This is a genomic window from Micromonospora sp. LOL_025 (assembly GCF_048060285.1).
Lineage (GTDB): Bacteria > Actinomycetota > Actinomycetes > Mycobacteriales > Micromonosporaceae > Micromonospora.
This window is the reverse complement of the sequence record NZ_JBHMIR010000005.1, coordinates 41,803-54,221: the sequence shown is the minus strand read 5'-3', so window position 1 is coordinate 54,221 and position 12,419 is coordinate 41,803. Positions and strand designations below refer to the sequence as shown.

Below are 12,419 nucleotides of genomic sequence, written 5' to 3'. Positions count from 1 at the left end.
GTGGACGTGTCGGTGATCGATACGCAGTGAGGTCTCCGGTAGATGGTTCAGCGACCAAGCAGAACCTGAAACCGGAGACCTCGTGGCCACCATGCCGGTGACGAGGCGGCATGACCTGACCGGCTCAGTGGGCGGTGCCTGCGCCGCTGCTGCCACCGCATCGCCGAGACCGTCGCCAGCGTCAACGGCCGGCGACACCTGCTCACAAAAGGCACCGCGGGTTGTCCTCGTCGCTGGCTGGTCGACGACGTTTGACGGCGCCTTGTGCCCCACCTGTGTCCCGAGCGGTCTACCGCGCCCCAGTCGTCCCCGAGGTGGCGTCGGCGCACACGGCTCAGACAAGGGTAGGGCGCGGGCTATCCGAGCGCCTGCCGGGCGGCCTCGCCCATGGGGTCGTCGCGGGTGGGCATCCCCTGGACAGTTGGCAGCACTTCCTCCTGGAAGACGCCGTGCAGCCGGCGCAGTTCCCGCGCCGGATGCTCCGCGTCGTCGACCCGCACGTCCCAGAGCGGGTACGGCTGATCGCCGATCACCGTCACGGTCGCCGATCGAGCGCCGTGCCGGTCACCGCCGGCCTCCTCGCCGGTCTCGATGGCCAGCACCAGCCGCTCCGCCAGGTCGATCTCACGGCTGTCCTCGAACACCCGGACGATCTCCGCGAGGGTCTCGGGGCCCACCAGGCGGTTGCCCTGCACCGCGAAACCCGGCCCGGTGTGGTGTCCCGCCCAGTCCCTCGTGCGGGAGCCGGTGAAGGCGTGCGAGCGACCCTGCCGGTCGACCATGCCGACCTGCCGCACCTCCCGACCCGGGTCCCGGGCCAGCAGCTCGGTCAGGACATCCTGCGGCGAGCGGCCCTCGCCCAGCAGCGGCAGGCCGTCGTGGGCCAGGAACGGATTGGGGGTGGCCTGGGTCGCCACCACGCCACCGGGGTGGACGTGTGCGACAAACTTGCCGACCGCGGGCCTGGCCGTCAGGGCTCCCACCCCAAGCTGGCCGGTGCGCGGACACCGTGCGGCGATCGAGAAGGTCACGGTCGGCAGATACCCGGACGAACGCCCGGCATTACCGGATCCGGCATCGGTTGCTGTCACCGTTGCCGCCGTCAGGACCTCCACGAACGGCACCCGCCAGCAGACACCGCCCCCTACAACCTCCACAGCCCGCCCGTCTGGCTCGACATCAGCTGCACACCTTTAGGCCGTGTTCACGGTTCGCGTCAGAGCCACTCGTTGATCGCGACGACGTGACGTGTGGCCTGGTGGCGCGGGAGGGCGCGGCGGCCCCGGGTGCGCCGGGTAACGTGCTGCGGCATGACCGCCGTGGCGTACTCCCACTGCTCCTTCTGCGGCGCCGCCTATCCGGCGGCGGCCGGGTGGCCGCGGGTCTGCGCGGCCTGCGGCGCGACGGTGTGGCGCAACCCGCTGCCCGTCGCGGTGGCGGTGCTGCCGGTCCGCACGGCCCGGGGCCTCGGGGTGGTCGTCGTGCGCCGCGACATCGAGCCGGCCCGCGGCCAGCTCGCGCTGCCGGGTGGCTTCATCGAGTACGGCGAGGAGTGGCAGGAGGCGTTGGTCCGGGAGCTGTGGGAGGAGACCGGCCTGCGCGCCGACGCCGCCGACGCCCGGCTCCTCGCGGTGCACGGCGCCCCGGCCGGCGGCACGATGATGGTCTTCGGCGAGCTGCCCGAGCGGCGGGCCGACACGCTGCCGCCGTCGGCGCCGACCGAGGAGGCCACCGAGTGGCTGGTGCTCACCGAGCGGACGGAGCTGGCCTTCTCCACCCACACCCGGGTGCTCGCCGACTTCCTCGCCCGGCGCGCGGGCTGAGCCGGACCGCTCAGTCGGCCAGGTACCGGGCGGGCACCGCGTCGGTCAGCCAGACGCCGTTGGCGCTGCGGTAGAAGGCGTGCCCGTCGCGGGCCATCGCCGCCGCGTCCACGGTCAGCACCACCAGCTCGCCCGGCCGGCGGGCACCCACCCGCCGGGCGGTCGCCTCGTCCGGCGACAGGTGGACGTGGTGCCGGCCGGCCCGGTGCAGGCCGGTGGCCCGGATCGAGTCGAGCGCGACGCGGCTGGTGCCGTGGTAGAGCCGCGCCGGCGGCGGGCTGGGCGCCAGTTCCAGGTCGACCGGGATCGAGTGCCCCTGGTTGGCCCGGATCCGTTCGACGCCGTCGGCACCGCGTTCCACGGCGAAGCGCTGCTTGTCGTTGCCGGCCACCACGGCGTCCAGGTCGGCGCGGTCGATCCCCAGCGCGGCGAGCAGGTCGTCGACCGACACCCAGCCGGCCCGGTCGGGCACGAGGCCGAACCGGGCGGGCTCGTGCCGCAACACCAGGGACATCCGCTTGCTCAGCCGCACCATCGCCCGGTGATCCATTCGCGGAGTCTCCCCCGCCGGGCACCGCCGGCGCCATCGGATTCGGCCGGATCCGCGCGGCCTCCGCGCCGGGCGGGACACCGACGGCGCCGGCGGTCAGGCGGCGGGGGTCACGGTCGGAACTCGGGCGCGCTGGAAGTCAGCACCGTGACGACCGGTGACGGTTGACCGCCCGCCGGGCGGGTAGACGCCCGGCGCCGCGTGGGTGACGGGCACCCGGCCGGGCCGCCGCGGGGACGCCGACACGCCTCGGGGGGCCGATGTCCGATCCACCGGAGACGCCGTACGACGTCGTGGAGCTGCGGGTGCACGGGGTCTCGGGCGCGGACGCGAGCGCGGTGCTGGGCCGCCCCTTCGTGCAGCAGGTGGCCGGGGACCGCAACGGCGGCTTCCACCGTCCCCGGCCCGGTTACCCGGACAGCCGCGGGGCGGGCGGGGTGACGCTGGAGGCGTACCGCTGGAGCGACCTGCCGTCGGGCACCGCGGTGCGGACGTTGTCGCTGGTGTTCCTGCTGCCCTTCATGCTCTGCAACGTCGCGATCTGGATGCGCCCGCGCAGCCGCGGCTCGGGGGCGGGCGTGAAGGCCCTGTGCCGGATGCTGGCGCTCACGCTGACCGCGCTCTACGTGCTCTCCATCGTCGGGGTGGCGCTGGACCTGGTGGCCTGGCGGTGCATGTCCTCGCCGCGCTGCCTCGCCGGCCGGGACTGGCTGTCCTGGCTGGGCGGGCGGCCGACGGGGCTGCGCCTGGCGGTGCTCGCGCTGGTCCCGGCCGCCGCGATCGGGCTGGTCTGGCGCCTCGGCGCGCGCCCCGGCCGCAACTTCGACGCCTTCCGGGGGCCGACCGTCGTCTCCGGGGCGCACCAGCTCAGCGCGGTGGGCCAGTGGGACGCCGCACCGCTGGTCGGGCGGCTGCGGTCGATCCACGTGGCGGCGGCCTTCGCCGCCCTGGATCTCAGCCTGCTCGTGGCCCGGTCCGCCCGGGACGCCTCCGTCGTCGTGCTGGCACTCACCGCCGCGACCGGCGTGGTGCTGCTGGCCTGCCTGGCCCTGGTGTGCGCGCACCCGGTGATCGACCGGACCTTCCCGGCGGGCGTGGACCGGGCCACCGGAGCCCTCCGGACGGCGGCCTGCGCGCTGACGGCGCTGGTCCTGGTGGTGGTCGCCGCCGATCCCGGCCCCTGGCCTTCGGGCGGCGGGCTGCCGGGGTACGGCCTGATGGTCGCCGGCCTGTTCGCCGTCCAGACGGTCCTGCTCGCGGCGCTCGGCCTGGTGGCGCTGCGGGGGCCGGACGGACCGCGCGGCGGCACCCCGCTGCGCGGGCTCGGCGGGCCGGTCATCGCCGCCGTCGCGACCGGGCTGGCGGTGGCGTTCTCCGCCGAGCTGGTCTACCGGGTGGCGGACCTGCTGGACCGCGACGCCCCCACGGCGCAGCGGCTGGCCACCAGCCCGCCGTTGGCCTACAAGTGGGCGATCTTCGGGTTCATGCTGGCGGTGCTGGCCACGCTGGCCGTCGCCGCCGTGGCGACGGTGCTCACCCGGCCCGGCCGGTTGCGCGCCGCCGCGTCGACCGTGGCCCGGGACTTCCCCGACGCCCCGGCGGAGGCCGACGGCCGGCTGCGGCAGGTCGAGAAGGCCATCGCCCGGGCCCGCTTCACCGAGTGGCTGGAACCGCTGACCGTCGTGTATGCGTGCCTCGCCGCGCTCGGCCTGGCGGCCAGCTCCCTCGGGATGCTGCGGCTCAATCCCGGTGACGCGGCCGAGCGGTACGCGGGCGTGCCGGCGGCCCTGGTCGACTTCGGCATCGGCGTCGGCAGTTACCTGATCGCGGCGGTCGTCCTCGCTCTGGTCGTCGGCGGGATCTTCGCCTACCGGACGGCCGAGTTCCGCCGGTACGTCGGCGTGCTGTGGGACCTCGGCACGTTCTGGCCCCGGGCGGCGCACCCGTTCGCCCCGCCCTGCTACGCCGAGCGGGCCGTGCCGGAGCTGACCCGCCGGATCTGCTACCTGACCGGGCGCGGCGACACGGTGCTGCTGGCCGGGCACAGCCACGGCTCGGTGCTGCTCGCGGCGACCGTGCTGCAACTGCCGCCGGGCGTCGGCGAACGGGTGGCCCTGCTGACGTACGGGTCGCCGCTGCGCCGGCTCTACACCCGGCTCTTCCCCGCCTACGTCGACGCGGACGTGCTGCGCGAGGTGGGCGAGCGGGTGGGCTGGCGGTGGTTGAACCTGTGGCGCGACACCGACTCGATCGGCAGCTGGATCTTCTCCCCGCACCGTCCCGGCGAGCCCCCGGCGGTGGCCGGCCCGGCGGGGGCGGTCGACCGGCGGCTACGCGACCCGTGGGACGTGGTGGCCCCGCCGAGCGACAGCGTCCCGCCGCCGATCCTGGGGCACTGGCCGGGCGAGTCCGACGTGCGCTTCGCGGCGGCGGTGGAGGAGCTGGCGGACCGGTTGCGCCGGCAGGCGCCGCCACCCGCCTGATCCGCCCGGCCTGGCCCGCCGGCAGGCGGCCGATATCCTCGACCGGGTGAACGCGGCCCGGCAGACCGAGCGCAGGCTGATCGCCTCCAACAAGAAGGCGCGGCACGACTACACCGTCCTGAAGACCTACGAGGCGGGCATCGTGCTGGCCGGCACCGAGGTCAAGTCGCTGCGCGAGGGCCGGGCGTCGCTGGTCGACGCGTTCGCCCAGGAGCGTGACGGCGAGCTGATGCTCTACGGGCTGCACATCGCCGAGTACGGCTTCGGCAGCTGGACCAACCACGCGCCCCGGCGCACCCGCAAGCTGCTGCTGCGCCGGGTGGAGATCGCCCGGATCCTGGAGCGGACCCGCGAGGGCGGCCTGACCCTGGTGCCCCTGTCGATGTACTTCTCCGGCGGCTGGGCGAAGGTCGAGCTGGCCCTGGCGAAGGGCAGGAAGTCGTACGACAAGCGGCAGGCGCTCGCCGAGCGCGACGCCGAGCGGGAGATCGCCCGGGAGCTGGGCCGCCACCTCAAGGGCCGCTCCACGCGGCGGGGCTGACCGCTCCCGTCGCCGCCGCGCCCGCCGGCCGTCAGCGCGGGCCGTCAGCGCGGGCCGGCGGACGGCGGCGCGGACGGCGGCGCGGACGGCGGCGCGGACGGGCCGGCGGGGTCCCCCGCCGGCACCCGGCCCAGGCAGCGCGGGTCCGCCCGCCCCACCGGCTGCCGGGGGATCATCCAGTCCAGCGCCGTCTCCTCCACGTGCCAGCCGTACACGTCCACGCGGGTGACCGGGATCCGCCCCGGGTCGGGGCAGAGGAGCTGCCCGCGCACCTGGTCGTTGGGCAGGAAACGCACCGCGCCCCGCCCGTCGAGCACGATCGTCATCCGGTCGGTCACCGTGACCGCCTGGCCGCGTACCACCTCCCGGACCGGGCCCGCCTCCGGGCCGACCTCGACGGCGACCGCGGGCAGCAGCGGCACCCGCAGGAAGACCACTCCCATCACCAGCGGCACCACCGCGGCCACCACGTAGGCGAGGACCCGGGTGAGCGCCGGGGCGACCGGGCGCGGCACCGGGCCGGTGAGCACCACGGCTCCCAGCGGGGGCACGACCAGCAGCAGGGCCGTGGCCAGCTCGCCGTCGCGGATCGCGGTCGGCACGGCGGGCGCCAGCCAGGCGTAGCTCGCGGTCGCCGCCACGACCGGCAGCACCAGGGTGGCGACCAGGAGCAGGCGGGGCCGGTCCGGATGACGCAGCCGGGTCCGCAGCGCCAGCAGCCAGAGGGCGAGCATCACCAGCAACGGCAGGAACCGCAGCTGCCAGGTGAGCGCCGCCAGCGCGGTCGCCGCCACCAGCACCCAACCGGGGGTACGCACGGTGCCGTAGGCGAGCAGCGAGCGTTCCGGGTCGAACCGGTCAGGCGCGCTCACCTGGAGCAGCCGACCGAGGACGGCCAGCACCAGCACCACCAGCGGGAACGCCCACACCAGCGCGATCAGCAGGGCGCTGAGCAGCCCGAGCGGGCTGACGTACTGCACCAGCAGCAGCATCGTCGGCATGTCCTGCCGGCTGAGCCGCCAGAGCCGCAGCACCAGCAGCAGCACCGGGAACGCGGGCAGCAGCGTCAGCAGCCACTGTTGCGCCTGTTGCGCCTGCTTGGTGCCCGGGCGGCGGTCGGCGCGACCGGTCGCGGCCGGCTCGGAGACGGCAGGGCCCATCTCTCCCACGGCCACTGCCGCACCTCCACCTTCTCCTCGGGCTCCGGCTGCCGGCCGACCGCCACCTGCTGCGGGTTGCTGTACTGCTGTTCCGAGGCCAGATACCGGTCGAACGCCGCCTTCCACCGGTCGCCGTCGGGGCCCTTCGCCGACTGGTAGAGGGAGAGGTTGACCAGGTCCCGCATCGCCGGGTTGGGGCCGGTGTTCACGCCCCACTTCTCCGCCGACTCCGCGCCGATGTCCGAGTGCCGCAGCTCCTTGGGCCGCAGCAGCTTCGTCGCCGGCGGCAGCTCGCCCGGCGGGCGCGGGCCCACGAAGCCGGCCAGGATGGCCGCGTCGGTGGTGACCGCGTCGACCTCGCCGTCGTAGAGCGCCTGGATGCACTGGCTGATCCGGTTGCGGCCGATCGGGTTCGCACCCGCCTCGCGCAGGCGCTGCTCCGAGGTGGACGTGCCCAGCGTGCAGACCTTCGCCCGGTCGAGGTCGCGCAGGCTGGCGACCTGTCGGGGATCGGACGCGAGCGTCAGCACGGACTGCTCGGTCTCCAGGTACGGGAAGGAGAAGACGACGCCCTGGTCCTGGCGCTGCTCCGTGATGCTGTAGGAGGCGATCACCAGGTCGACGGTGACGAAGCTGCCGTCGGCGTCGCGCGCCTGCCGGCGGGCCCGGTCCTCGCTCTCGATCGACAGCAGCGTCACCTCCGGGGCGTCGAAGCCCAGGTCCTCGGCGATCATGTACGCGATGTCGATGTCGAAGCCCTCGAACGCGCCGTTCTCCAGCTTCTGCGCCACGCCCGGCTGGTCGTCCTTGACCCCGATGATCAGCCGGTCCCGGTTGGTCAGCCCGGCCCGCTCGCGCAGCTCGTCCCAGGTGGGCGGGCCGGTGGCCACGACCACCCGTACCGTGGCCGCCACGACCACCACCAGCAGGAGCAGCAGGGCCGCCAGGCGCACCTGCCGGGCCCGGGAGGCGCGGGCGGGGGCCGCCGACGCCGGCGCCGGTGGGGTGCTGCTGGTCTCGTCGTCCCGACCCAATTCGGCCCTCCCCGTCGCCGTCCCCCGTGCGAGCCCTTCATTGTGGTCTATCCCGCCACGCCGCGACAGCATGCGACGGGGCGTCCGTGTCGCCGGGACGCGCCGCCGCGTACGCCAGGCCCGGCGGCCGCTCGCGGCAGCAGCCACGAGAGTCACCCGCATCCCGGCCTCGCATCTGCCGGACGCTAGGGTGGGCCGGTGACGACGTTCCGCATCGGGGAGGCCGCCGAGCTGCTCGGGGTCAGCGCCGACACCGTACGCCGGTGGGTCGACGCCGGGCGGCTCGCCGCCGGCCGCGACGCGCACGGGCACCGGGCGATCGACGGGGTCGACCTGGCGGCGTTCGCGCGCGGTCAGGCCGCCGACCCGGACGACCGGTCGGACGCCTCCTCGGCCCGCAACCGGCTGCGCGGCATCGTGGTCAACGTCGTCAAGGACACCGTGATGGCGCAGGTCGACATCCAGGCCGGGCCGTTCCGGATCGTCTCGCTGATGAGCCGCGAGGCGGTCGACGAGCTGGGCCTGCGGGTCGGCTCGCTGGCCGTCGCGGTCATCAAGTCGACCACGGTGGTGGTGGAACGCGCCTCCCCGCCGGGGGCCTCCCGGGGGAGGCAGGGGTCGTGAGGGCGCGGCGGCGGCGTCGCGGGACGGCGGGCGTGATGGCGGCGGTGCTGGCCCTCGCCGCCGTGGCCGGCTGCGGCGGCGGGTCGGCGGGCGGCCCGGGTGCCGGCGGCGGCACGGTGACCGTGTTCGCCGCGGCCTCGCTGACCGAGTCGTTCACCCGGCTCGGCCGGGACTTCGAGGCGGCCCGCCCGGGCACCAACGTCGTCCTCAACTTCGCCGGCAGCGCGGCGCTGGCCGCCCAGATCAACCAGGGCGCGCCCGCCGACGTGTTCGCCTCGGCGGCCACGCGGAACATGGCCACGGTCACCGGGGCGGGCAACGCCGACGGCGACCCGGTGGTCTTCGTCCGCAACCAGCTCGTCGTCGCCGTGCCGAGGGGCAACCCCCGAGGCGTCGCCGGCCTGGCCGACCTGGCCCGGCCGGGGGTGAAGGTCGCGCTCTGCGCCGAGCAGGTGCCCTGCGGGGCGGCGGCGCGGACGGCGCTCGACGCCGCCTCGGTCGCCCTCACCCCGGTGACCCTGGAGCAGGACGTGCGGGGCGCGCTGTCCAAGGTGCGGCTCGGCGAGGTCGACGCCGCCCTCGTCTACCGCACGGACGCCCTGGCCGTCGCGGCCGAGGTGACGGCCGTCGAGTTCCCCGAGTCCGCCCGCGCCGTCAACGACTACCCGATCGTCGCGCTGCGGGACGCGCCGAACCCCGACGGCGCGCGGGCGTTCGTCGCGTACGTCCGCTCGGAGCGGGGGCGCGCGGTGCTCACCGAGGCCGGGTTCCAGGCCCCGTGAGGCGTACCCACGTCCGGCCGGCCCGGCGGCGGGGCGCCGGGGTGCCCGTCGCGCTGCTGCTGCCGGCCGTGCTGGGCCTGGTCTTCCTCGTCCTGCCGCTGGTGGGGCTGCTGGCCCGTACGCCGTGGGCCACCCTGCCGCAGCGGCTCGCCGCGCCGGGCGTGCTCACCGCGCTGCGGCTGTCCCTGCTGACCGCCACCCTGGCCACGCTGCTCTGCCTGCTGCTCGGGGTGCCGTTGGCCTGGCTGCTGGCCCGGGTAGAGTTCCCCGGCCGACGCCTGGTACGCGCCCTCGTCACCGTGCCGCTGGTGCTGCCGCCCGTGGTCGGCGGCGTGGCGCTGCTGCTGGTCTTCGGCCGGCGGGGCCTGCTCGGCGGCTGGCTCGACGCGACCTTCGGGATCACCCTGCCGTTCACCACCGCCGGTGTGGTGCTGGCGGAGGCGTTCGTGGCGATGCCGTTCCTGGTGATCGCCGTGGAGGGGGCGCTGCGCGGCGCCGACGGCCGGTACGAGGAGGCGGCGGCGACCCTCGGCGCCGGCCGGTGGACGACGTTCACCCACGTCACCCTGCCCCTGGTGGCTCCCGGCCTGGCGGCCGGGGCGGTGCTGTGCTGGGCCCGGGCGCTCGGCGAGTTCGGCGCCACCATCACCTTCGCCGGCAACTATCCGGGCCGGACGCAGACCATGCCGCTGGCCGTCTACCTGGCGCTGGAGACGGACGTGCAGGCCGCCGTGGTGCTCAGCCTCGTGCTGCTCACCGTCTCGGTCGCCATCCTCGCCGGGCTGCGCGACCGCTGGATCACCAGCCCGTGAGCGCGCCCCTGCTCGACGCGCACCTCGTGGTGGAGCGGGACGGGTTCCGCCTCGACGTCGCGCTGCGGGTCGCCGCCGGCGAGGTGGTCGCGCTGCTCGGCCCCAACGGGGCGGGCAAGACCACCGCGCTGCGCGCGCTCGCCGGCCTGCTTCCGCTGACCGCCGGGCACCTCACCCTCGACGGCGTCGACCTGGACCGGCCGCAGCGACGCGCCTGGACGCCGACCGAGCGCCGGCCGATCGGCGTGGTCTTCCAGGACTACCTGCTCTTCCCGCACCTGAGCGCAGTGGAGAACGTGGCCTTCGGGCCCCGGCGGCACGGCGCCGACCGGCGTACGGCCCGGCGGACCGCCCACGACTGGCTGGACCGGGTCGGCCTGGCCGAACACGCCCACCGCCGGCCCCGGCACCTCTCCGGCGGGCAGGCGCAGCGGGTCGCGCTGGCCCGCGCGCTCGCCGTCGAGCCGGCGCTGCTGCTGCTGGACGAGCCGCTCGCCGCGCTCGACGCGCGCACCCGGCTGGACACCCGGGCCGAGCTGCACCGGCACCTCGCCGCGCATCCGGGGGCCACCCTGCTGGTCACCCACGATCCGCTGGACGCGCTGGTGCTGGCCGACCGGCTCGTGGTCGTCGAGGAGGGCCGGGTGGTGCAGGAGGGTGACGCCGCGACCGTCACGGCGCGGCCACGCACCGACTACGTGGCCCGGCTCGTCGGGCTGAACCTGCACCGGGGCCACGCCGACGGGCACCTGGTCCGGGTCGCCGACGGGCTGACCCTCACGGTCGCCGACCGGCTCGACGGGGAGGTCTTCGTCGCCTTCCGGCCCTCGGCGGTGGCCCTACACCCCTCGCGCCCCGAGGGCAGCCCGCGCAACACCTGGACGGCGACGGTGGCCGGCGTGCAGCGGCACGGCGACGACCTGCGGGTGCAGCTCGACGGGCCGATCGGGGTGTCCGCGGACGTCACGCCGGCCGCCGCCGCGCATCTGCGACTGGCCCCCGGCCAGCCGGTCTGGGCCGCGGTGAAGGCGGCGCAGACCCACGCGTACCCCGCCGGCTGACGCCCCCTGACCCGGCGCCGGGTCAGGCGGCGGGGTCGGCGGCCAGCAGGTCGGCGTGGGCGGCCCGGAGCCGGGCGAGACCGGGGTCGCTGCCCGGGGTGACCCGGCGGTCGAGCTCGGCCCAGACCTCGGCGAGGGCGGCGGTCACCGCGCGCAGCTCGGCGGCGTGCCGGTGGCTGCTGCGCCGGTGCGCCTCGTCGAGGCGCCGGGCCCAGCCGGCGGTGACGGCGGCGAGGCGATCGGTGTCGGCACGCGCCTGGGCGGCGCTGCGGGCGGCGGCCGCCGGGACGATCGCGGCCACCGGGCGGGGATCGCCGTCGCGGGTGACGACGGTGACGGTGTCGGTCAACTCGGCCAGCGCGACGAGCTGGGTGAGCCGGGTGCGCGCCTCGCGCAGCGGCACCGAACGCGGCTGATCGGTGTGCGGGGTGAGAGCGGGGACAGCCATGGATGGATGGTCGCCGCCGGGTACGACATTTCCGCACGCCGACGGTCCAGGTTGGACGCGCGCGCCGAAAAACTGGCGCGATCCGGGGCCCGCGCGGCGGATACGCTGCCCGCCCGACGCCGCACCGCGAACCGGCGCGGCGGACCCCGCCACGTGAAGGAGCTGCCGTGTCCCGCCTCGACGTCCGGACGGTCGACCTGCGGACGATCAACTCGCTGACCAAGTACCCGTCCATCCCCACCTACCACGCCCTGGACCCCCGCGACGGCGGCCTGCTGGCGGAGTGCGTGGCGTTCACCGGGCCGGTCACCCTCACCGAGAAGATCGACGGGACGAACGCCCGGATCGTCGTGCTGCCCGGCGGCGGGTACCTGATCGGCAGCCGCGAGGAGCTGCTGTACGCGCGCGGCGACCTGATCGGCAACCCCGCGCTCGGCATCGTCGACGCCCTGCGCGACGTGGCCGAGCGGCTGACCGTCGCGGCGGCGGACGACCGGATCACGGTCTTCTACCTGGAGGTGTACGGCGGCAAGGTCACCGCCGCCTCCCGGCACTACACCGCCGAGCGCCGGGTCGGGCACCGGCTCTTCGACGTGGTCGTGCTGGACGACCCCGCGCCGATGCTCGACTGGCCGGCCGCGCGGATCTCGGCCTGGCGCGACGGCGGCGGCCAGCGCTTCCTCGGCGAGGCCGACCTCGTGGGGCGGGCCGACGCGTTGGGCCTGCCGACCGTGCCCCGGCTGGCCACCGTCCCCGCCGGGGAGCTGCCCCGCGCCATCGAGGGCATGCACACGTTCCTGGCCGACCGCCTGCCCCGGACCCTGGTGGCCCTGGACGGACCGGCCGGCCGGTCCGAGGGGCTGGTGCTGCGCGCGGCGGACCGCTCGGCCATCGCCAAGGCGCGGTTCCAGGACTACGAGCGCACCCTGAGGCGCCGCGAGGGCCGGCGCTGACCAGGGTTCGGCGGCGCGCCGGTCGGGCGCGCCGCCGGGCCGGCCGGGAGGCGGGGCCGTCGACGACCGGGCGCGGGCGTCGGGACGCGACGGGAAGTCCGGCCCGAACGCCTGGACAATGACAGTTAACAATCCTAATAATTGTGCA

The 12,419-nt window shown here is 75.8% G+C and carries 13 protein-coding genes; 8 read left to right on the top strand and 5 right to left on the bottom strand.

The window, feature by feature from the left end; genetic code table 11:
* Nucleotides 1-356: 356 nt before the first annotated feature.
* Nucleotides 357-1,031, bottom strand: a complete 675-nt coding sequence (locus ACFHW0_RS08945; protein ID WP_416606813.1) for a DUF1028 domain-containing protein — start codon at nt 1,029-1,031, stop codon at nt 357-359.
* Nucleotides 1,032-1,310: 279 nt separating this feature from the next.
* Here ACFHW0_RS08945 and ACFHW0_RS08940 point away from each other — a divergent pair, with 279 nt between their 5' ends.
* Complete coding sequence (locus tag ACFHW0_RS08940) at nt 1,311-1,823, top strand: NUDIX domain-containing protein (RefSeq protein WP_416606812.1); 513 nt, start codon at nt 1,311-1,313, stop codon at nt 1,821-1,823.
* Nucleotides 1,824-1,833: 10 nt separating this feature from the next.
* On the opposite strand, the gene ACFHW0_RS08935 is transcribed toward ACFHW0_RS08940, so the two are convergent.
* Nucleotides 1,834-2,373: an RNA 2'-phosphotransferase gene (locus ACFHW0_RS08935; protein WP_416606811.1), complete on the bottom strand. Its 540-nt coding sequence runs from the start codon at nt 2,371-2,373 to the stop codon at nt 1,834-1,836.
* A gap of 260 nt (nt 2,374-2,633) precedes the next feature.
* On the opposite strand from ACFHW0_RS08935, the gene ACFHW0_RS08930 reads away from it, so the two are divergent.
* Together ACFHW0_RS08930 and smpB are read left to right on the top strand one after the other, a co-directional pair.
* Nucleotides 2,634-4,856 carry a hypothetical protein gene (locus ACFHW0_RS08930; protein ID WP_416606810.1) on the top strand — a complete coding sequence of 741 codons (2,223 nt, stop codon included), beginning with the start codon at nt 2,634-2,636 and terminating at the stop codon, nt 4,854-4,856.
* A 46-nt stretch (nt 4,857-4,902) separates the two neighbouring features.
* Nucleotides 4,903-5,397, top strand: coding sequence for an SsrA-binding protein SmpB (gene smpB / locus ACFHW0_RS08925; protein ID WP_416606809.1), 495 nt, complete (start codon nt 4,903-4,905; stop codon nt 5,395-5,397).
* A gap of 44 nt (nt 5,398-5,441) precedes the next feature.
* Here the strand turns inward: smpB and ACFHW0_RS08920 are convergent, their stop codons facing one another.
* Together ACFHW0_RS08920 and ACFHW0_RS08915 are read right to left on the bottom strand one after the other, a co-directional pair.
* On the bottom strand, nt 5,442-6,572 hold the full coding sequence (locus ACFHW0_RS08920) for a hypothetical protein (protein ID WP_416606808.1): 1,131 nt from the start codon (nt 6,570-6,572) through the stop codon (nt 5,442-5,444).
* Nucleotides 6,464-7,591, bottom strand: a complete 1,128-nt coding sequence (locus tag ACFHW0_RS08915) for a transporter substrate-binding domain-containing protein (protein ID WP_416606807.1) — start codon at nt 7,589-7,591, stop codon at nt 6,464-6,466. Before ACFHW0_RS08915 ends, ACFHW0_RS08920 begins: the two co-directional genes overlap by 109 nt.
* A 198-nt stretch (nt 7,592-7,789) precedes the next feature.
* On the opposite strand from ACFHW0_RS08915, the gene ACFHW0_RS08910 reads away from it, so the two are divergent.
* Genes ACFHW0_RS08910 through ACFHW0_RS08895 form a run of 4 tightly spaced genes read left to right on the top strand, consistent with a single transcriptional unit; the run spans nt 7,790 to nt 10,870 of the window.
* The gene (locus ACFHW0_RS08910; RefSeq protein ID WP_416606806.1) at nt 7,790-8,215 is read left to right on the top strand and encodes a TOBE domain-containing protein; all 426 of its coding nucleotides are present in this window, start codon (nt 7,790-7,792) and stop codon (nt 8,213-8,215) included.
* 35 nt (nt 8,216-8,250) lie between these two features.
* A complete protein-coding gene (modA, locus tag ACFHW0_RS08905) occupies nt 8,251-8,997 on the top strand; it encodes a molybdate ABC transporter substrate-binding protein (protein WP_416607020.1) in 747 nt (248 codons plus the stop codon).
* Entirely contained in the window at nt 8,994-9,809 is an 816-nt protein-coding gene (locus tag ACFHW0_RS08900) for an ABC transporter permease (protein ID WP_416606805.1), read from the top strand. Before modA ends, ACFHW0_RS08900 begins: the two co-directional genes overlap by 4 nt.
* Nucleotides 9,806-10,870 carry an ABC transporter ATP-binding protein gene (locus ACFHW0_RS08895; RefSeq protein WP_416606804.1) on the top strand — a complete coding sequence of 355 codons (1,065 nt, stop codon included), beginning with the start codon at nt 9,806-9,808 and terminating at the stop codon, nt 10,868-10,870. The genes ACFHW0_RS08900 and ACFHW0_RS08895 overlap by 4 nt, the downstream gene beginning before the upstream one ends.
* A 22-nt stretch (nt 10,871-10,892) precedes the next feature.
* On the opposite strand, the gene ACFHW0_RS08890 is transcribed toward ACFHW0_RS08895, so the two are convergent.
* Nucleotides 10,893-11,318, bottom strand: coding sequence for a hypothetical protein (locus ACFHW0_RS08890; protein ID WP_088999889.1), 426 nt, complete (start codon nt 11,316-11,318; stop codon nt 10,893-10,895).
* A 167-nt stretch (nt 11,319-11,485) separates the two neighbouring features.
* Here ACFHW0_RS08890 and ACFHW0_RS08885 point away from each other — a divergent pair, with 167 nt between their 5' ends.
* Complete coding sequence (locus ACFHW0_RS08885; protein WP_416606803.1) at nt 11,486-12,271, top strand: RNA ligase family protein; 786 nt, start codon at nt 11,486-11,488, stop codon at nt 12,269-12,271.
* Nucleotides 12,272-12,419: the final 148 nt, after the last annotated feature.

Coding starts and splice junctions, on each gene's coding strand:
- ACFHW0_RS08890 (WP_088999889.1), bottom strand. CDS start 11,318: ATGGCTGTCCCCGCTCTCACCCCGCACACCGATCAGCCGCGTTCGGTG.
- ACFHW0_RS08935 (WP_416606811.1), bottom strand. CDS start 2,373: ATGGATCACCGGGCGATGGTGCGGCTGAGCAAGCGGATGTCCCTGGTG.
- modA (WP_416607020.1), top strand. CDS start 8,251: ATGGCGGCGGTGCTGGCCCTCGCCGCCGTGGCCGGCTGCGGCGGCGGG.
- ACFHW0_RS08930 (WP_416606810.1), top strand. CDS start 2,634: ATGTCCGATCCACCGGAGACGCCGTACGACGTCGTGGAGCTGCGGGTG.
- ACFHW0_RS08940 (WP_416606812.1), top strand. CDS start 1,311: ATGACCGCCGTGGCGTACTCCCACTGCTCCTTCTGCGGCGCCGCCTAT.